Source organism: Streptomyces sp. NPDC056061 (genome assembly GCF_042266885.1).
In the GTDB taxonomy this organism is placed as follows: Bacteria; Actinomycetota; Actinomycetes; order Streptomycetales; family Streptomycetaceae; genus Streptomyces.
On record NZ_JBHJWQ010000048.1, the window covers coordinates 16,608 to 35,952 of the forward strand.

The following is a 19,345-nucleotide window of genomic DNA, read 5'->3' on the forward strand; positions in this document are numbered from 1 at the left end:
TCAGGACGCCTCCTTCGCAGCGCGGAAGCCCGCCTCCAGGTCCGCCTTGAGGTCCTCCAGGTTCTCGATGCCGACCGACAGACGTACCAGGCCCGGGGAGGTGCCGGTGGCGGCGAGCTGCGCGTCGTCGAGCTGGCTGTGGGTGGTGGACGCGGGGTGGATGATGAGGCTGCGCACGTCACCGATGTTGGCGAGGTGGCTGAAGAGTTCGACGGCGTCCACGAAGCGCTTGCCGGCCTCGACGCCCCCGCGCAGTTCGAAGGAGAACACGGCCCCGGCGCCGCGCGGCAGGTAGCGGCGCCCGGCCTCGTACCAGCGGTTGGACGGCAGTCCGGCGTAGTGGACGGCCGCGACCTCGTCGCGCTGCTCCAGCCACTCCGCCAGCGCCTGGGCGTTGGACGAGTGGCGCTCCATGCGCAGGCTCAGCGTCTCCACGCCCTGCAGGAGCAGGAAGGCGGAGTGCGGCGCGATGGCCGGTCCCAGGTCGCGCAGCAGCTGGACGCGCAGCTTGATGGCATATGCACCGGGCCCGAGGGCGGGCCAGTAGCGCAGGCCGTTGTAGCTGGGGTCGGGCTCGCTGAAGTCGGGGAAGCGCTCCGGGTGCGCGCCGAAGTCGAAGGTCCCGGCGTCCACGACGACGCCGCCGATGGTGGTGCCGTGGCCGCCGATGAACTTGGTCGCCGAGTGGACGACGACGTCGGCGCCGTGCTCGATGGGGCGCAGGAGGTAGGGGGTGGGGATGGTGTTGTCCACGATCAGCGGCAGCCCGGCCTCGTGGGCGACGTCGGCGAGGGCGCGGATGTCGAGGACGTTACCGCGCGGGTTGCCGAGGCTCTCGGCGAACAGGGCCTTGGTGCCGGGCCGGATGGCGGCCCGCCAGGCGTCGAGGTCGTCGGGGTCCTCGACGAAGGACACCTCGATGCCGAACTTCCGCAGCGTGTGCCGGAAGAGGTTGTACGTGCCGCCGTAGAGGGCGGCACTGGAGACGACGTGGTCGTTGGCGCCCGCCACGTTGAGGATGGCGAGGGTCTCCGCGGCCTGCCCGGAGGAGAGCGCGACGGCGGCGACGCCGCCTTCGAGGGCGGCGATCCGCTGCTCGAAGACATCCTGGGTGGGGTTGTGGATGCGGGTGTAGATGTTCCCGGGCTCGGCGAGCGAGAAGAGGTCGGCCGCGTGCTGGGTGTCGCGGAAGACGAACGAGCTGGTCTGGTAGATCGGGACCGCGCGGGCGCCGGTGGTCGGGTCGGGGACGGCACCGGAGTGCAGCTGCTTGGTCTCGAACGACCAAGCGGGGGTGGCGGAACCGGTCGGCTCGTCCTCGGGGGTGTGGCCGGCGGTGACGGCGTCGATCGGCTGGCTCATGCTTCTCCTCGGTACACATGCGATGCCCGGCGAGGGGCAGGGTGGTGCCGGTGTGAGCGGCGGGGTGCAGGAAGCAGGCGTACGGGGCTCCGCTCGGAGCGTGTACGCGGGGGTGTGCGCGACAACGGCGCGGGAGGGGCCACCACGGGCCGCGTCAGCGGGCGGTGGGACAACTCATGGTCGTGACACGCGCGTAGTCCACGTGGCGGCGGGTCACGAGCACGATCATGTGCCCAGGTAACCACAGTCGGACAGCGCGCACCACAGCCTTCCGCATTGCGGACAACCGGGGCCGCCCTCTTCTGCGTGCGGATGACGGGGGCGCTTTGGTGGCGCACAACCGCTCCCGCCCGGAAGCCCCGGACGGGCCGATGTCGGGATGGTTCCATGACGAGCGAGGTCCACTTCGGCATCACCATCGATGACGAGCCCGCCGGGCGGATCACCTTTGAGCTGTTCGACGACATCGTCCCCAAGACCGCGGAGAACTTCCGCCCTTGCCCTCGATCCGCCGACGTGGTCTGGAGGTGATCTTCTGACGGGCTTCTGAGCCGGTTTTGGGTCGACCGACGGGCGTGTGGAACGCCACCGGGCGCATCAACGTGCTGGACAGGCTCGGCGACACGGAGCTGGACCGGCTCGTGGCCAACGGGCTGCGGGAGGTCGCGCTCGGGATCGAGTCAGGCTCCGACCGGGTCCTGACGGCGATGGACAAGCGGATCACCGCGGCGATGACCGAACGCGTCGCCCGCCGCCTGGTCGCGCACGGCATCGGCATCAAGGCGTACTTCATCCTCGTTCCCCCGGGGAGTCGCAGGATGACCTCGACGCAACCGTCCGTCGCATCCGCACCCTGTGGGACATCGCCGACCACAGCCCCGGCGGGGGCGTACGAGCAAGCGTGTTCGAATTCCGCCCCTGACCTGAGGTCAGCCTCGATCTTGTATGACGGTCCGCCGACGGAATCGGTGGACCGTTTCGCTTTCTGTGGTTGATGGTGGGCATGCTGGCGACCCGGGTGTCGCGTCGGGCGGGCGCCGGGTTCCACTGCTCCGGGCTGGGCCCTCTTTTCGTAGGGACAGGAAGATTCGCTGGTCAGCCGGGGTTCGGCAGGAGGGTGAGCCGTTCGAGGGCGCCTGTGATCTCGTGGGTCCAGGGCCAGTGGCGGGCGAGGCGGAGGATGCGGCGTCGGCCGGTGGTGACGAACTGGCCGGCCGCGGAGAACAGGCGGAACCGCAGGCGGCGCGGTTCCCAGAGCCTTGCCTGGCCAGTCAGGGCGAGCATGGGCATCCAGGCCAGCAGGTCGAGAGCGATCTGGACGATCTCCAGCCAGATGCCGTTCTGTGCGGTGTCGTGCAGAGGAAGGTTGCGCAGACCGGTCGAACGCGCGGCCCGGATGCGGTCCTCCGCGCGGGCCCGCAGCCGGTGGCGGAGCTCGAGCTCGGCGATCGGCCGGTCGGGGGTGTTCGTGGCGAAGCAGGTGATCCGCATGCCGTCCGCATCCGTGAATCTCAACTGGGCACCGGGGTAGGGCCGTTCCCTGCGGACGATCAGCCGCATGCCCTTGGGCCGGCCGTCCAGGACGTCGCCGGCGAGTTCGGCGGCCCAGGTGCCGTCGCGGACCTCGCCGTCCGTCTCGACGGCCGGGTTCCAGGCCGATGCCGGGACCTTGAGGACGTGCTGGTGGATGGCCTCGGTGATCAACATCCCGACCGAGTAGGACAGCCGGCGCCCGCGCCGGGCGAGCCAGGCGACGAACTCGTGAGTGCCGCCTGCGGAATCGCAGCGGATGAGGGTCTGCCGCCCGCGCCGGTACGTCTTCGGCAGCTGATCCAGGGCGAGGCGGGCGGCACTGATGTGGTCGGCGGCCGTGTTCGAGCCCGCGTTGCCCGGCTTCAGCAGGGCCGCGACGGCCTCGCCGGTTCCGCCCGGTCCGTGGTCGACGAACCCCATCAGCGGTTGGTGGCCGTAGGTCTTCTTCCAGGTCGGGGCGGCGTCCTGCTTGTCCGAGTGCGCGACGACCAGCACTCCGTCCTGGTCCACGGTCACCCGCCCGTCGGCGTCCGGAGCCTGACCTGCAGCCACCTTCCAGACGCGGCTGCGGACTTCGGCCCGGGCCGCGCGGATCGCGGTCAGTGCCTTCCCGCCGGCGGTGGCGAGGGTGTCGATCATGCGGGAGACCGTCGGGTCGGAGGCCACCGGTCCGAACACGGCCGGCTCGGACCGCAGCAGTACGACGTCGGCGAGGCAGTCTCCGCCGAGCGCGACCGCCAGCGCGAGGCCCAGGAGTACCTTGCCCGGGTCGTGGACGGCCCGCGGTTTGCGCCAGGGGGTGAGCGCTGCGGAGATGGCCCGGTCAAGGCCGATCTTGCGGACCGTTTCAACCAGCAGGACCGAGCCGACCTGCGAGACCACGGCTCGGCCGTCGTTCCGGACACGGACATGGAGGTAGGACCCGGTAGGCTGCTTCACCTGGAAAGTGCCTCCGACAGGGGCGGGAACAAGGATCTCAGCAATCCTCATTCTCGCTGGTCAGAGGCACTTTTCGCTTACCTGACCGCCCGTCGGACAGCCCGCCTCATGAAAGCGCGAGGCTAGACGGAGACCAGGCAAAACTGGCAGCCAGAGAAGACCCTGATCACCCAACAAAGGTCGAAAGGTTAAAGAACGAGCTCAGCTTGTTCTTTTCCGACCGTTTGGGCCTCTGGAGCGGGGCACGAAATACCGCTTCGCGCAACGGTACGGATGTCTCCGTACTCATCATGTTCCTCTCCGGCCGCAGACGATCCGCCCGGTGGCCGACGATGGCGACGCGCGGCGGGATCGGGTGCCGGCCCGGGAGCCCAGGAGACCGTGATCGGACACCTTCGTGTACCTCGTGAGGCACCTCCCCGGCGCGGAAGTGCTCATGGACGGCGGATACCGCGGCCTCGGCCTCGCCCTCGGGACAGCCCTCAGACAACCGCCCCTGCCTCACCTCCGTCCCTGCCGCCCGCAGCCTGGACGCGATGTGCCGATATCTCGTGCCCCGCCCCCGTCACCGGCTTGCAGCGGCCCTCCTGGACCGCACTGCACCCCTGCGTTGAATTGGCTATGACGGCGGCGACATCAAATGGATCTTGCATGATCAAATACATGCCTGCGGCCCAACCGGGTTCGACCATTCCAGGGACATATTCACCCGTATGCCATTCCCGTGCCCCGGGGCATCACCCGCAGGCGGCGGTGCCCCGGGCACGGGCCGGGGCACCCGGTCCGGCGCCCCGCCGAACCAGTGGATCCGCGGTGGCGGCTGCCCGGTCCCGGTCCCCTTCAGGGAGGTACGGCCCCAGGGGGCCGGGACGCATGCTGTTCGGGCCCTTCGTGGCGACGGCCGGGACGGAGAACATCCGCGAGTTCCCCCTCGAAGGACTGGACGCCGCAGCCCGCAGGGGCGACCACGGCGGGCCGCCGGTCGCCACCCGGGATCAGTGCGTCGTCCTGCCGGCGGGTGTCTCAGCGGAGGGGGGAGGCGCGGGCCAGGAGCCGGGCGGTACTGGCGTGGCGGCGGTGGGGGTTGAGCAGGTGGCGCATGGTGTACAAGCGTCGGGTGACGCGGTGGGAGTGCAGGGCGGGGTAGTCGTCGAGGAACTTGTGCCAGTGAACGAGGGCCGCGTCCAGGTGCCCCTGGGCGAGGAGGGTCTCGGCGAGGCGGGCCCGGGTGAGGATGCTGGCCTGGCGTTCGGCGGGGGCGCGCAGGCGCAGCGAGGCGGTCAGCGCTTCGGCTGCACCGGTCCTGTCACCGAGGGCGGCCAGGGTCTGGGCGCGCTGGTAGTGGAGGGCGCCGGCCGGGTAGTGGGTGAACGGGCCCGGGGTGGTGGAGGCCCGTTCGTAGAGCCGCTCCGAGGTCGTGAGGGCGGTGAGGGCGGCGTGTTTGTCGTGGCGGGCCTGGATGACGGCAAGGTGGGCCTGCGCGTAGGCACGGATGACCAAGGGGGCGGTGAGCGTGGCGTCGGCGGCGCGTTCCGCCAGGGTACGGACGGCGGCCGTATGGTGGCCCAGGTCATGGGCGTGGGCGGACATGGTGCGCAGCACGATGGCGAGGGTGGATGGATCGTCTGCCTCGGCGGCCATGGACGCGGCGGTGTGGTGGTAGCGCTGGGCCAGGGCGTCGGCCCCGCTGTCGGCGCTCATGGTCCCGAGCAGCACGACCAGCTGGGCGGCCCCTGTGAGCAGTTGCCGGTGTGTGTGCTCGGTGGCCGGGGCCTGTAAGTAGCCGGCCACGTCATGGCCGAGATAGGCGGCCAGCGCGGTGCGGACATGACCGGAGCCGTGGAGCTGGGCGGCTTCGGCGAAGACGCGCGTCATGGTCTGCATCTGCTCGACCTCCCCCCGCCCCGCCCGGCCTCTCGCGCCATCTGGACCCGGCGGCGACCCGGCCGGCGGCTTGGCGTCGGGCGGCCGCACGACGGGAACGGCCAGCATGGCCAGGCTGTACACCCCGGCGTGCAGCAGGCGGCGCCGTTCAGGGTCGAGGTCAGCGCGGGTGAGTGCGGTCAAGCGACGCAAGGGGTCAGCCTCCCAGGATAGATCGAGCACTGTGCACGGGGGGCGGCTAAGGCCCGCCTCCGCGGCCCCCACGGGCCGCCCGAGCCGCCGGGAGAGCACCTCCAGCAGCAGCTGCGGAATGGGTGGCCGGGGCGTGGTGCCGGACAGCCATCGCGAGACCATGGAGCGGTCGCAGGCAAGTTGGCGTCCGTGCTCGGCAGCCACCTGCCGCAGGGCCGCGGCGAGCTGCGCGCCGCTCCAGCCGGTCTCCGCAAGCAGTGTCCGCAGGCGGGTATTGGGTGTCTTCGGCACGTCTTCCCTCCCTGGCTCCGGTCAACTGGCGCCACGGCAGGCAATGTTCGCCCGTCAATGAGCGGCGTGGGGTACGTGCCGGACGTCGCGACGGGGCGACCGCTGCCTGCCGCGGCACCAGGACACCCTCGCCCGGAATTCACAAGCACGCAATGGTGCAGCGGTTGCAGCGCATTCACCGCCTCGACCGTCTGTCCGCCGGAAGATCCGCGCGGTGTACTAGTTGTTGTCTTCAACGACAGGCGAAGCCCGCTGTGTTCGTCTTGGCCATTGCCTGCCCAGGACCCGGATGTGGGACGGGCTGGTGGCCGCGGCCACTGTCGCACCCATCCCGGCTGACCCGAGCGACCGCCGTAGGCGCCGCCCGGGATCACGTGAGCAGGTACTGCACCGCAACACCACTGGAGCTGTGATGAGCGTTCTTGACGTCTTCCGGATCGACAGAGCCCGGGCACTGGTGACTGGCGCATCCCGGGGCACCGGCCGTGCAGTCGAGCTCGTCCCGGCCGAGGCCGGAGCCGATCCGGCTCTGTCGGCACGCACCGCCGAGAATCTCGAAGACACCGCCCACGATGGCGAGGTGTTCGGCCGCAGGGGCGGCGATCTTGCGGGCCCCGGGGCCGCGGACGACGTCGTGGAACGGGCGTCTGCCGTTCCGGGCGGTCCGGACGATGCCGTGCATGAGGCGGGGCTGCTGCCCCTGCACGACGACGACACACCCGTACCGGTGCAGCCGGGCCGAACGGGACCACGTGATGAGCGTCAACGCGACGCCACGGCCGGCCTGTGCCGCCCTGCCCATCCCCACCTGAGGGCTGTCCGCAATCCCGCCACGCAGTTCGCCCTGGCGGGCGGGGCCAACCCGATCTGCGTCGTCTCCAGCGACCAGAAGGCGGACATCTGCCGTGAATGGGTGCGCCCGCGATCATCGACCGCAACGCCGAGGGCTACCGGTTCTGGAAGGACGAGCACGAGCAGGACCCGCGCGAGTGGAAGCGGTTCGGCAAGCGCATCCGCGAACTCACCGGCGGCGAGGACGTGGACATCGTCTTCGAGCACCCGGGCCGCGAGACCTTCGGCGCGAGCGTGTACGTGACCCGCAAGGGCGGCACGATCGTGACCTGCGCCTCGACCTCCGGCTACACCCACGAGTACGACAACCGCTGCCTGTGGATGTCGCTGAAGCGGATCGTCGGCTCGCACTTCGCCAACTACCGCGAGGCATGGGAGGCCAACCGCCTGGTCGCCATGGGGAAGATCCACCCCACGCTGTCGAAGGTCTACCCGCTGGAGCAGACCGGCCGGGCCGCGTACGACGTCCACCGCAACCTCCACCGGGGCGAGGTCGGCGTCCTCGCCCTCGCCCCGCACGAGGGCCTGGGCGTCCGCGACCACGAGAAGCGCGCCCGGCACATCGACGCCATCAACCGCTACCGCTTACAGGAACAGGATGGAGATCTCTCATGACGAGCACCTCCCATCGGCCGCGCACAGGGCCCGCCGACGTCGTTGTCGCGGAGGAGAACGGGAAACCGCGGCCGTTATCGGTCGGCATCCGCTCTGTGGGTGCCTATGTACCGGGTGTGGTGGTCACGAACCAGATGGTCGCCGACTGGGCGTCGACGGATCCCGAGTGGGTCGCCGCCGCGACCGGCATCATGGAGCGCCGCGTCGCCCCGGTCGGTGAGTCCACCTCCGCCATGTGCGAGCCGGCGGCCCGCGAGGCAGTGGAAGGCGCAGCCGGGCCCATCGACACGCTGATCCTCGCCACGTCCACTCCGGACCAGGTCACCCCGGCCACCGCGACGGCCCTGCAGGGCCGTCTCGGACTCGACGGTGATGGCATGGCCTTCGATCTCAATGCCGCCTGCGGCGGCTTTGTGTACGGCCTCGCGGTGGCGCGCGGCCTCATCAGCACCCTGCCGAGCGTGCGGAACGTCCTCCTCGTCGGAGCCGACCAGTACTCGAAATACGTCAACCGCTCTCACCGCGCCACCTCGGCCCTGTTCGGCGACGGTGCCGGTGCCGTGACGATTGGCCCTGTCCCCGACGGCCACGGCATCCAGGGTGTGGCGCTTGCCGCCTACAGCGAGTTCCACGACGAGGTCGGCATCATGGCCGGGGGCACCCGCGAGCCCCTCACTCCCGAGGTCCTGGAAGCGCGCCGCGACAAGCTCCACATGAACGGCAAGGTCGTGCGCCGGGTGTTCGTCGAGAAGGTCCCCGCCCTCGCCCTCCAGGCAGCCGACGAGGCCGGGTGGAAGCTCGCGGACATCGACCGGTTCGTGTTCCACCAGGGCAACCCGGTGATGCTGCGGGAAATCGCCGACGCCCTGGGCATCGACGCCGACCGGGTCGGCGTGACCGGCGACCTGTACGGCAACACCGGGTGCGGCTCCATGCCCCTGACACTGCACCACATGAATCGTGTCGCGCCGCTGCGCCGCGGCGAGAAGATCCTTTTCGCCGGAGCAGGCGGCGGCATGACGGTCGGGGCGGTCGCACTCACCTGGTGGTGACCGGCCCATGCCCTCCCGGTCACCCTCCGCCACGGAACAAAGGACACCGACATGGACAAGACATCAAAGCCGCACGCCGACCCGCTTCTGCTCGCCGGTACCTGGAAACTGCTGTCTCTGACCAGCACGGAGAAGGGCGAGACCACCCATCCGCTCGGTGAGGACGCCCGCGGCCAGATCATGTACACCATGGACGGCTGCCTGTCCGCCCAGATCGGCGGCTCGGGCGGATACATCGGCTACGCCGGACGGTACGAGTTCCACAACGACGTGGTCGTCCACCGCACGATCGTCGGCAGCACCCCGCAGTGGGAGAACGCCGCGTTCTCCCGCACGGTGGAGTTTCGGGACGGCCTGCTGATCCTGCGCGCCGACCCGGCGAACGGCCTCCCCGCCGTGACGGTCGTATGGAAGCGGGTGGGCCGCTGATGGACTGCTTCCCGCACATACGCGACGACGCGACGGTCTACCTTGCCGCAGGGCAGGGAACCGACCCCACCGGGGCCCTGGCCGGCCTCCGCGCAGGCACGAACACCGCCCTTCCGGCCGGATCATGGGGCGTGGCGGGCGAGGTCCTCGCAGAGGTCACGCAGACGATGGCCTGCTACGGCTACCGGGCACACGGTGCGCTGCATGACGTTCTCCTGGGCCGCAGGCCGGCCGACACGGCACCGCACGGGACGAGCATGCTGGCGCAGTTCGCCGCGTCAGTGGCTCTCTCCCGGATCCTCGCCCGGGCGGGCACCGTGCCGTCACTGATCGTGTCGCAGAGCCTCGGCGAGTGTGCCGCCCTGGTCGCAGCCGGGGCGCTCACCGTCGCGGAGGGTACCCGTCTGGTGTGCGCACTGAGCGATGTCTATCGCAACCCCTGCGCCCGGGGGGCCCTCGTGCTCGTCCAGGCCGGGGAGGCGGAGACACAGGCACTCCTGGCTCGCACAGCACGCGATGATCTCGCCCTCGCCTGCGTGAACACCCCTCGCCAGACCGTCGTCAGTGGATCCACCGATGCCGTGGCAGCTCTGATGGGGCTCGCCGGCCCCCGCCGCAAGGTGCTGCCCGTGCCCCTGCGTGCGCATGAACCCGCACTGTGGGAATGCCGGGACCGCTTCCTCGACCTGATCGGGGACGTGGACCAACGGCCGCTGCGCGTGCCCGTCTACTCGTCGACCCGGCGCCGGTGTTACACCGCGGGCGACAAACTCGGCGAGGCTCTGGCCGACAACTGGGTGATGCCCGCCTATTCCGTCGATGCGTTCATCCGGCTCGCGCCGCCCAGGGGCCGCCTGTTCATCGAACTGGGCATCGGCCGCGCTCTTGCCCACGCGGTGGGGGAAGTACTCCCCGGGGCCCACACCTTGACCCCTCTCGTCCCACCAGGTGCAAGCCGATAGGCCGACAACGTCACTCGGCGTCACGGCCGACGCCGTCATCAACGGTCGCTGCCCTGTTTCATGGGCGATCACCCATGAAACAGGGCCTGGACCGATACGCGACCGATATCGCATATGCCCCCTGTGCCTCCGGGTCCGCGCATTCCGCATGCCGCGGCGCGACAGAGGCCGTGCGGCGCGACAGAGCGGGAGCGCGGGCTCGGAGAGTCCTGAGATATCGCAAGTTCCTCGGAACCAACCCTCAACCGGAGGAGAGTGAAAGTGATCAGCCAGTTCGATCAACTTGCCCTGCTGTACGAGGAGTTCTCCCGGACGCCCTTTCGCCGGCATCTGGAGATCCCTTCCGTGCTGCAAGCGGTCGGTGCACTTGAGGGCCTGCGCGTCCTGGACTTCGGGTGCGGCAGCGGGATCTACAGCCGGCTGCTCGCGGAGCAGGGAGCCGACGCGGTGGTCGGGATGGACGAGGCGGATGGCATGGTCGCCCACGCCCGGCGGGCCGAGGAGCGGGAGCCCCAGGGAATCACCTACGTGACCGGTGCCCTGCCGGAGGCCATGGTCGGCTCGTTCGACATCGTCCTCGGCGTGTATGTGCTGCCCTACGCCACCACGTACGGGGAATTGACAGCGATGTGCCGTACCGCGGCGCGGGCACTGCGGCCCGGGGGGAGGTTCGTGACGCTGCCGGTGAACCCTGCTTTTCACCCGGACCCGGAGTACTACGCCTCCTACGGTTTCCGCGTGTACGACCAGGGCTCCAGGGGCGATGGCGCGCCGCTGGGACTCGATCTGCGTTTCGGCCACCACGACGCGCATGTCGTGGCGCGGCTGTGGAGCACGGCCGCGCTGCGCCGGGCGCTGGCCGAGTGCGGGTTCGGCGCCCCCGGCCAGCCCTCCCACCTGGTGACCGATGACGCACCGGCGGGCTTCGGCGCGGACTATCTGCGGGTGCCGCACGCGCTGATCCTCGACGCGGTCAAGGAAGGGGAACTGTGATGGCCCCGTCGCGGTCCGCGGCCGACCCGACACAGCGGCTGGTCACGCGCAGCAACCTCCTGATCGAGCAGGCCCGTTTCATGACCTTGGCCACGGTGGGCCCGGACGGCGCGTGGGCGTCGACAGTGAATTTCGTGCCACTGCGCGGTCCGCTGCGCCTGTTGTGGTACTCCCTGCGGGCCGCGCGGCACTCGGTCGACATCGAGGCCGACGGGCGACTGTCCGCGTCATTGTTCATGACTGGCCTCGACAATGAACTGGGCTTGGACGGAGCCCAGTTCACCGGGACGGCGCGGGCGGTCGACGCCGGTGAACTCGCCGCCTTGAGCCAGTGGTACTACGAGCGGAACTTCGCCGACCCGCAGGTGCGCGAGCAATGGCGTCTGGGCAGGGCGGAGTTCGAGGGCCGTGGACCTCGACGGTTCTACGTCGTCGATGTCGACGCATGGTGGCTGTTCGACCTCGAAGGCTGGCTGGAGGACAAGAACGACCGGCGGATCGCCGTGCCCCTGGACCGCCTCCACGCCCCGCTCCCCGGCGAGGCCGCCGAGGATGTGAATCGGCTGTGAAGGCGCTGGTCAAAACCACGGCGGCCGCCGGCCTGAGCTATGTGGATGTGCCGGAGCCGGCGATGGGCCGTGAGGACGTCCGCATCCGGGTCCTGCGCACGGGTATCTGCGGCACCGATGTGCACATTCACCGCTGGGACGGGTGGGCGCAGCGCACCCTGACCCTGCCGCGCGTGGTCGGGCACGAGTTCGTCGGGGAGATCGTGGAGGTGGGGGCGGGCGTCGGCGCGCTGCGGCCGGGGCAGCTCGTCGGGGCCGAGGCCCACCTGACCTGTGAACGCTGCGCCCATTGCCGGGCCGGGGCGAGGCATCTGTGCACTGCGACGCAGGGGCTCGGTGTCCAACGCGACGGTGTGTTCGCCGAGTTCATCACGCTGCCGGCCCGGAGCATCTGGGTCCACGGCCCCGGCATCTCCCTGGACGTGGCCGCGATCTTCGATCCGTTCGGCAACGCGGTGCACGCCGCGGACACCTTCGACCTGGACGGGCGCGCCGTTCTGATCACCGGCGCCGGGCCGATCGGCGTGCTGACCGCCGCGGTGGCCGTCCACCGCGGTGCCCGGCTGGTGGCGGTCACCGACGTCAACCCTTTCCGGCTGAAGCTGGCCCAGACGCTCGGCGCCCATCACGCCGTCGAGGCCGCCCCCGGAGCTGTCTCCCGCCTGCTCGCCGACCTCGGCATGGACACCGGCTTCGATGTCGCCTTCGAGATGTCCGGAAACCCCCAAGCCCTGCACGAAACACTCTCCTGCGTGGACCGGGGCGGCCATGTCGGACTGCTGGGCCTGCCGCCGGAACCGGTGCCGGCCGACTGGGCCGATCTCTCCCTGCGCATGATCACCGTCCACGGCATCAGCGGACGGCGGGTCTTCGACACCTGGCACAGCATGCGCGACCTCCTGCGGGACGGGCTCGACCCCCAGCCCTTGATCACACACCACTTCCCGGCCGACGAGCACGACGAGGCATTCGCCGCGGCCGCCGAGGGCAGCGCCGGCAAGGTCGTACTCACCTGGTCCGAGCCGACAGGAGCCACGGCATGACCCGCACCCCGACCGTCAGCCTCACCGTCACCGCGCACACCTCGATCGACGACTGCGGCACGGAATGGGACACCCTCATGAACGCCGCGGACGCCCCCGTCTTCTACCGGCGGCCCTTCCTGCGCGCATTCGAACAGCACCCCCTGCACCCGGTGCAGCAGACCGCCTACCTGATGGTGCGGGACCACACCGGACTGGCGGTCGCAGGACTCCCCGCCTATCTGCAACAACGTGTCGACCCCATGAGCGTCCTCGCCGACCACCTGCCGCAGACCGTCGACATGCCAGTCGTCTTCAGCCACGTCTGGCACTGCTTCGACACCGTCCTGCCCCTCCACCCCCAGGCCGACGACACCGCCGCCCACACCCTCCTGATCGCCCTGCGCCTGCAAGCCGCCACCTGGGACGCGGCCCTGACCGGCCTGGCCAACATCGACGCCACGCACCCGCACACGGAGATCCTGGCCCAGGCGGGCCTGCACCCCGTCGAGATCGACACCGGCTGGGGCCTCGACCTGCGACCGATACCCGACTTCGACGCCTACCTCAACGGCCTCGGCAAGACCTCCCGCCGCAACATGCGCCACGACCTGCGCAACGCGCGGGACGCAGGACTGACCACCTCGTTCCACCCGCCCCACGAAGCCGACCTGGACGGCTTCGTCCGCCTCGCCCGTGCCACCGCCGCCAAATACCACAACTCCGACTACTACCGGCCCGGCCTCTTCCAGGACTTCGTCCGTGCGCTCGGCAACGACGTACGCGTCCTCGAACTGCGCATCGACGGCCGCCTCGTGGGCTCCGCGCTCGCCCTCGTCGACCCCACCCGGCTGCACTTCTGGGCATGCGGCGTCGACTACGACGCATGCCCCGGATTCAGCCCCTTCTACGTCGCCTTCGCGGAACTGCTGCGCGAAACCATGGCCAACCGCCGCCCCTGGTTCGAAGCCGGCCGACGCAATCCCGTCTTCAAACGCCGCTACGGCCTGACTCCCCGTACCCTCACCGCCTGGACCACACCGACCTGACGACAGGAGAAGGCGGGCCGCACCCCGGCTCCGGCCCAGCCAGGCGCGTAGTTCTGCCGCCTGCCGGCACCGAGGGACGGCGCAGTCCCTCGGTGCCGGCGGGCGGGCTGCCACTCCGGCCCGGGGCCTCCCGGCGCGGTGGCCAGGCCCGGCCGGGCGGTGGGACCGGTGCCATCATCGGGTCCCTCGTAAGGGGATGCGCGTCGATCCGTGGGCTGAAGTCATCGCCGGTCAGCCCGCCGCGTCCGTCAGAGGGGTCGGACAGGCGCCGCCGGGTGTGGTGAACAGCTCGAAGTGCCACATCCCGTTGTTGTAGACCTGGCACAGTCCGTAGTCGTCACCGTGGCGGATGAGCCAGTCGTCGGCGTCGGTGGGGCCGATGTCGACGGCCTTCCCGGAGACGTGGGCCGACTTGTCCGGGGTGCTCACGAACCGCCGCGCCTTCTCCGCGCTTCCGTGCCTCTGGACCGCCTCGTCCAGGAGCCGCTGCTGGTGATCTCTGCTGCGCCACCCCGAGGTGACCCGGAACTCGATGCCGGCCTCGCGAGCGTCCTGGGCCGCCTTCTGTACGGCCTTGAGCAGGACCTTGTCCAAATGGCCGACTGCCGGGTACTGGGGGTCGAAGGGGTGAGTTCGCGGCCTTCGGGGAGGTCGGCAGCGCCCTGCGGGGCCGGGGCGTCCGCCCCTCCGCCCCGGCCGGGCACCCACGGGGACGACGTGTGCCGGATCATCGTCGAGCGGCGCCTCGGCTGCCGGGTGCTCATGCTCACTGCGGCGGGCCTGATCGACGAAAAGGTCACCGGGTTCGAGATCGGCGCCGCCGACTGTCTGACCCAAGCCTTTCGACCTGAAGGAGCTAGTCGTACGCCTGCGCTCGCTGGCGCGCCGTCCCAAGGATGGTGCGCCCCCCCCGTCCTGGACTACGCCGGGATCCGGCTGGACGCCTTCCGGCGCGAGGTCTTCCGCGACGGGCGATACGTGGCGCTCACCAGGAAGCAGTTCGCAGTGCTGGAGGTCCTGATGACAGCGCGCGGCGGTGTCATCAGCGCGGAGACCTTGCTGGAGCGGGCCTGGGACGAGAACGCCGACCCGTTCACCAACGCGGTCCGCATCACCATGTCCACCCTCCGCAAACGGCTCGGCGAACCATGGGCCATCCACACCGTGCCCGGCGTCGGATACTGGCTCGACCAGCCGGACGGTGAGCGAGAGCCGGCCGGACACCACCGCAGGACCGGACAACAGGGGCAGCCCGGACACCACGTTCGGGCCGGGCGACAAGGCACGACGGGGCAGTACGGGCCGACGGGCAGTGAGCGGTGAGTCACGGCCCCGCACCCCGCCACGTCGACGGCACCGGAGCTGCCACCGGCCCACGAAGTGCCGACGGCCCGGCAAGCGCCCAGACCACCGGCATCGCCGGCACCCCGGTATGGGCCGGGCGACCTCGTCACCCCCGAGCAGCGCTACCAGTGGTGGCGTGCGGAGGCCGCTGTTCTCGAGGGCCAGGTCCCCGAGAACCTTTGCCGAGCTCATCGAGCTGTTCGTCCCCCTGACAGTCGCCTCGTGCTGTCCGATGCGCTGTCCGCCGCAGTCTCCGCCGCGCTCGTCGCCGGCTACTGGGCGGGCAGCGCCCGCGTCCTCGAACGCGCCGAGCGCACGATCGACCGCTGGCCAGGAAGCACGCGGTCCGCCGCGCCTTGGACCGTGTCCTATGTGGTGAGGCGGAGGAGACGTTTGTAGCAGCAGAGGGTGGCGGCGAGTCCGAGGAAGGCCAGGTAGGTGCGGGGGGTGGCGTTCGTAGCGGTGGTTGAGTCGGCGGTAGCCGGTCAGCCACGACAATGTGCGTTCGATGACCCACCTTCGGCGTCCGAGCCGTTCGCCGGATTCGATTCCCTTGCGGGCGATACGGACGCCGATACGTTTCCCGTGGAGCCATCTACGCAGGTCAGGGATGTCGTAAGCCTTTTCGGCGTGGAGCCTGCGGGGTTTGAGGTTCCAGCCGCGGTGGGGGTCGTGTCTCGATTGGAGACCGGCCACGATGGGCTTCAGGCCCCGGCTGTCGTGGGTGTTGGCGGCGGAGATGCCGACGACCAGGGGCAGCCCGTTCGCGTCCGACAGGACGTGCATCCTGGAACCCGGTTTACCCCGGTCCACGGGGCCCGGGCCTGTGAGTTCGCCCCCTTTTTGGCCCGTACGTGGGCGGAGTCGAGGACCACGCGGGTCACGTCGAGCAGGCCGCACTCGTCGATGCGGTCGAGCACCGCCTCGTGCAGCCGGCCCCGGACACCCGCCCTGGACCAGATGACGAAGCGCCGGTGGGCAGTCGACTTCGAGACCCCGAAACACGGCGGCAGCGCCCGCCCGGCGCACTCGCTCACCAGCACGTAGACGATCGCCGCGAACAGGGTCCCGTCAGGCGTGCCCTGCGTCCCTCCGCCCTGCGGACGCACCCTCGACGGCGGGATCAGCGGCTTCGCGATCTCCCACAGCCCGTCCGGAACAATCCAACTCCACGTACCCCGCCCCATGAACAGCCCAACCAGCGATCACCACATAGGACACGGTCTCAATGCGTACACCTCGCCACCGGACGTGATCTCGGGCCGTGATCGAACACGCGAGGCCATCGCCGATGGCGTGATCGGAGGGTATCGCGTCTGCCGCAGTAAATTCGGAGTTTACTGCGGCAGAGGCGCGAAACACGGGGTTTCTCATTGCCTCGCTACCTAGAAGTGATCAGCTCAGGCTATCTAATGCGGTTTGTCATGATTTTTCGTCAGGTGTCCTGTGGCGCTTTTGTCTTGTCGTGTGGCGGGGGCGGGACGCTTTGCTGTGAGGAGAGGTGAACTCGCGGATGAGCGCTCGTGCGCGTAGACGGGGCGATCTGTCGTGGTATCGGGTCAGCCCTCAGTGGCCCGTGACCGTGTTTCGGGCCCTGGGCGCTGGGACGGTCCCGGTTCGTGCCGTCGGTGCGTCCGGTCCGGTCGGCTCGGGCGGACGGCGTGGGGAGCGCGGTGTGGGGGTGGTATCGGTGGGGAGCGCGCTGCTGTCCGGAATGGCGCTGCTGGCGGCCACGGCTCCACCCGTAGCCGCCGCGCCGGTCGGGGCCGTGCCGGTGCGGGCGCAGAAGGCTGATCCATCGCAGATCTTCACCTTCACCGGCGCTCCGCAGACCTTGACGGTTCCGGCGGGGGCGGTGGTCACGATCACCGCGGACGGCGCCGGCGGCGCCGACAACACCGGCGCCCTCTGTAACGTCACGGGGACCGGTGGGACGGGGGCGCAGGTCGTCACCACCCTCCCGCAAACCACCGCTCCGACGACCTTCACCATCAACGTCGGCGGCACCGGCGGCAAAGGCTGCAACGGCACCGGGACGCCGGGTGCCGGCGGGTTCAACGGCGGCGCCCCGGGCGGGAGTTTTCCGCTCAGTGGTTTTCATTTCGAAGGTCCGGGTGGGGGCGGGGCCTCCAGCATCAGCACGGGCGGCTCCTTGCTGCTGGTCGCCGGGGGCGGCGGTGCCGCCGGCGGCACCGGAGCAGGCTCCACGGGGGGCAACGGAGGCAACGGCGGGACAACGCCGGATGCCACCGCCGGTACCGCGGGAAGTGCCACCGGGCCTGGGGCTTCGCCGGGGCAGGGTGGGGGCGGTGGCAGCACCAGCACCAGTACCGGGGGTGCCGGCGGGGCCGCCGGCACCGTTCCTCTCTGTGTGACCACGAACGGCGGGCCGGGGACCGGGTTCTCCGGTGCCACGGTCGGTACCGGCGGCACCGGAGGCAGCTTCGACGGCGGCTGCGCCGCCACTGCCATCGCTGGCGGTGGGGGCGGTGGGGGCGGGTACTTCGCCGGCGGAGGCGGCGGCAGCGCCGCCGTCAACAACCGCGGCACCTCAGCGGGCGGGGGCGGCGGTGGGGGCGGCAGCAGCTTCGCCACCCCCACGGGTACCGGCACGAGCTATGCGCTGTCGACGATCGGGACGGCGAACCACAACGGCCAGGTGACCATCTCCTACACGGTCCCGTCATTGACCATCAACAAGACCCACACCAGGCACTTCACCCAGGGACGGGACGGCACCTACACCATCACCGTCGGCAACGCCGCCGGGGCCGCACCGACCAACGGCGCCCCGGTCACCGTGCACGACACCCTCCCCGCCGGGCTCAGCGCCGACAGCATCCGCGGCACGGGATGGAACTGCACCCTGAACACCCTCACCTGCACCCGTAGCGACGTCCTCCCTGCCGGAAGCAGCTACCCCCCCATCACCCTGAAGGTCGACGTTTCCTGCCACGCCCCCCGCCGGGTCACCAACACCGCCACCGCCACCGGGGGAGGCGACACCACCACCCACACCGCCACCGACCCCACCAAGATCAAGAACCACGAGCACGACGAGCGCTGCGAGCATCACGACCACTGGTAACCCAACCGACCCGTGCCAACGGCGGGGCCCGTCCATGAGGACGTGCCCCGCCGTTGGCACGCGCTGCCGATCAGTGGCATCGGATGCGAACCCGGCACCGGAGCCCACTCTTACGACTCGGTCCGCGATTGAGGTCAGGCCGTGCTGGCCTGGCGGGTCGGCTGGTGGGTGATCAGCGGACCGAGTCGTAAGACCGTGTCAGTGGGGGCGGTTAGCGTGTCGGCCATGACTGACGCTCTGTGGGATGAAGCTCCATCGGCTGGCCCCGACGCGGTGCCCGGCGGCTTGACCGACCCGGGCTGGCTCGTCTGCGCGGACCCGGACTCGGTGCTCGCGCTGCTGGGAAGTGCGTCGGAGCCGGAGGAGCAGCGGGGGGCGACGGTGTACCGGGCCTCGCTCGACGTGCACCGGCATCTGACTGCCGCCGAACGTCGCTTCGTCCTCGCGCTGGACGCGGCCAGGCTGGACGAGGTGGATCTCGCGGCGCAGTTTGCGGCGGTGGCGGTTCCCGGTGCGGAGCCGCTCGGTTGGGAGCCGGTCTGGGTCAGGGGTTCGCAGGCGGATTCCCGCCTGGTGTGGACGCTGATCGGTCACCAGGGTCAGGTGACCGCTGTCGCCACTGCCGTGGTCGCCGGTCGCGCCGTGGCCGTGACTGGCAGCCGGGACGGCACCGTTCGGATCTGGGATCTCGCCGCTGGCCAGGAGGCCTTCCCACCCCTGTACTGTCGCACGGACGCCCGGTCGGCGCTGACCGTCGACGTCGACCGGATCGCCACGGCCACCTTGGACGGTCGCGAGGTCGCGCTGCTGCTCTCGGATCTCGCCGGCGAGCAGCGGCTCCTCCTTCTCGACCTTGCGACCGGGTCCCTGACTGGTGAGTGCGTCCGCGTCGTGGCCGTGGCGGAGTTGGCCGGCCGGAGCGTGGTGCTGACGCTGGAGAACAACCGGACCCTGCGGCTGTGGAACGTCGCCACCGGCGAGGAGCTGGGCTCGTCCGTGCCGGCGCAGCTGCTGGCCGGTTCGCACGGCTACCCGGCCGCGGTGCGCGTCGAACTCAGCGGCGCGGTGCGGACCTGGGACCTTGCCGGGAACGAGCTCGACTCGGCGCCGGTGGACGCGGACGAGCAGGCGTACGACCCGCAGGCCGTCGCGGTGGTGGTCGACGGTCG

14 protein-coding genes and 5 pseudogenes are annotated in these 19,345 nt (G+C 70.4%); 13 read left to right on the plus strand and 6 right to left on the minus strand.

All coding sequences use genetic code 11. The annotated features are described in order from the left end of the window. The gene (locus ACFC79_RS35840; RefSeq protein WP_376249139.1) at positions 1-1,362 is read right to left on the minus strand and encodes a bifunctional o-acetylhomoserine/o-acetylserine sulfhydrylase; all 1,362 of its coding nucleotides are present in this window, start codon (positions 1,360-1,362) and stop codon (positions 1-3) included. 387 nt (positions 1,363-1,749) lie between these two features. Between ACFC79_RS35840 and ACFC79_RS35845 the strand changes: the two are divergent. Both ACFC79_RS35845 and ACFC79_RS35850 read left to right on the plus strand, forming a co-directional pair. After that, positions 1,750-1,857 (plus strand): annotated as a pseudogene (locus ACFC79_RS35845) (peptidylprolyl isomerase); the annotation flags it as partial. 80 nt (positions 1,858-1,937) lie between these two features. Next, entirely contained in the window at positions 1,938-2,357 is a 420-nt protein-coding gene (locus ACFC79_RS35850) for a hypothetical protein (protein ID WP_376249141.1), read from the plus strand. Between the two features lie 100 nt (positions 2,358-2,457). Here ACFC79_RS35850 and ACFC79_RS35855 read toward each other — a convergent pair whose 3' ends face one another. The 3 genes from ACFC79_RS35855 to ACFC79_RS35865 all read right to left on the minus strand — a co-directional run bounded on the left by ACFC79_RS35855 (position 2,458) and on the right by ACFC79_RS35865 (position 6,967). Then, on the minus strand, positions 2,458-3,834 hold the full coding sequence (locus ACFC79_RS35855) for an IS1380 family transposase (protein ID WP_376249143.1): 1,377 nt from the start codon (positions 3,832-3,834) through the stop codon (positions 2,458-2,460). Between the two features lie 1,023 nt (positions 3,835-4,857). Continuing rightward, complete coding sequence (locus tag ACFC79_RS35860; protein ID WP_376249144.1) at positions 4,858-6,201, minus strand: hypothetical protein; 1,344 nt, start codon at positions 6,199-6,201, stop codon at positions 4,858-4,860. 370 nt (positions 6,202-6,571) lie between these two features. After that, positions 6,572-6,967 (minus strand): hypothetical protein, encoded by a 396-nt coding sequence (locus ACFC79_RS35865; RefSeq protein WP_376249167.1) that lies wholly within the window; start codon positions 6,965-6,967, stop codon positions 6,572-6,574. Positions 6,968-7,030: 63 nt separating this feature from the next. Between ACFC79_RS35865 and ACFC79_RS35870 the strand changes: the two are divergent. The 8 genes and pseudogenes from ACFC79_RS35870 to ACFC79_RS35905 all read left to right on the plus strand — a co-directional run. Next, positions 7,031-7,668: pseudogene (locus ACFC79_RS35870) on the plus strand (zinc-binding dehydrogenase); the annotation flags it as partial. After that, the gene (locus ACFC79_RS35875; RefSeq protein WP_376249146.1) at positions 7,665-8,720 is read left to right on the plus strand and encodes a 3-oxoacyl-ACP synthase III family protein; all 1,056 of its coding nucleotides are present in this window, start codon (positions 7,665-7,667) and stop codon (positions 8,718-8,720) included. The pseudogene ACFC79_RS35870 and the gene ACFC79_RS35875, both read left to right, overlap by 4 nt. A gap of 51 nt (positions 8,721-8,771) precedes the next feature. Then, positions 8,772-9,149: a lipocalin-like domain-containing protein gene (locus tag ACFC79_RS35880; protein ID WP_376249147.1), complete on the plus strand. Its 378-nt coding sequence runs from the start codon at positions 8,772-8,774 to the stop codon at positions 9,147-9,149. After that, positions 9,149-10,111 carry an acyltransferase domain-containing protein gene (locus ACFC79_RS35885; RefSeq protein WP_376249149.1) on the plus strand — a complete coding sequence of 321 codons (963 nt, stop codon included), beginning with the start codon at positions 9,149-9,151 and terminating at the stop codon, positions 10,109-10,111. The genes ACFC79_RS35880 and ACFC79_RS35885 overlap by 1 nt, the downstream gene beginning before the upstream one ends. Positions 10,112-10,372: 261 nt before the next feature. Beyond that, positions 10,373-11,104, plus strand: coding sequence for a class I SAM-dependent methyltransferase (locus ACFC79_RS35890; protein WP_376249151.1), 732 nt, complete (start codon positions 10,373-10,375; stop codon positions 11,102-11,104). After that, positions 11,104-11,673, plus strand: a complete 570-nt coding sequence (locus tag ACFC79_RS35895) for a pyridoxamine 5'-phosphate oxidase family protein (RefSeq protein WP_376249153.1) — start codon at positions 11,104-11,106, stop codon at positions 11,671-11,673. Before ACFC79_RS35890 ends, ACFC79_RS35895 begins: the two co-directional genes overlap by 1 nt. Further along, positions 11,670-12,716, plus strand: coding sequence for an L-threonine 3-dehydrogenase (tdh, locus tag ACFC79_RS35900; protein WP_376249154.1), 1,047 nt, complete (start codon positions 11,670-11,672; stop codon positions 12,714-12,716). Before ACFC79_RS35895 ends, tdh begins: the two co-directional genes overlap by 4 nt. Beyond that, positions 12,713-13,744 (plus strand): GNAT family N-acetyltransferase, encoded by a 1,032-nt coding sequence (locus ACFC79_RS35905; protein WP_376249156.1) that lies wholly within the window; start codon positions 12,713-12,715, stop codon positions 13,742-13,744. The genes tdh and ACFC79_RS35905 overlap by 4 nt, the downstream gene beginning before the upstream one ends. A 231-nt stretch (positions 13,745-13,975) precedes the next feature. Here the strand turns inward: ACFC79_RS35905 and ACFC79_RS35910 are convergent, their stop codons facing one another. After that, on the minus strand, positions 13,976-14,338 hold the full coding sequence (locus ACFC79_RS35910) for a M15 family metallopeptidase (protein ID WP_376249158.1): 363 nt from the start codon (positions 14,336-14,338) through the stop codon (positions 13,976-13,978). Between the two features lie 102 nt (positions 14,339-14,440). Between ACFC79_RS35910 and ACFC79_RS35915 the strand changes: the two are divergent. Beyond that, positions 14,441-15,067, plus strand: a pseudogene (locus ACFC79_RS35915) (response regulator transcription factor); the annotation flags it as partial. 389 nt (positions 15,068-15,456) lie between these two features. Here the strand turns inward: ACFC79_RS35915 and ACFC79_RS35920 are convergent. After that, positions 15,457-16,275 (minus strand): annotated as a pseudogene (locus tag ACFC79_RS35920) (IS5 family transposase). A gap of 488 nt (positions 16,276-16,763) precedes the next feature. Here ACFC79_RS35920 and ACFC79_RS35925 point away from each other — a divergent pair. Continuing rightward, positions 16,764-18,176 (plus strand): hypothetical protein, encoded by a 1,413-nt coding sequence (locus tag ACFC79_RS35925; RefSeq protein ID WP_376249159.1) that lies wholly within the window; start codon positions 16,764-16,766, stop codon positions 18,174-18,176. Between the two features lie 225 nt (positions 18,177-18,401). Beyond that, positions 18,402-19,345, plus strand: a pseudogene (locus ACFC79_RS35930) (hypothetical protein); the annotation flags it as partial.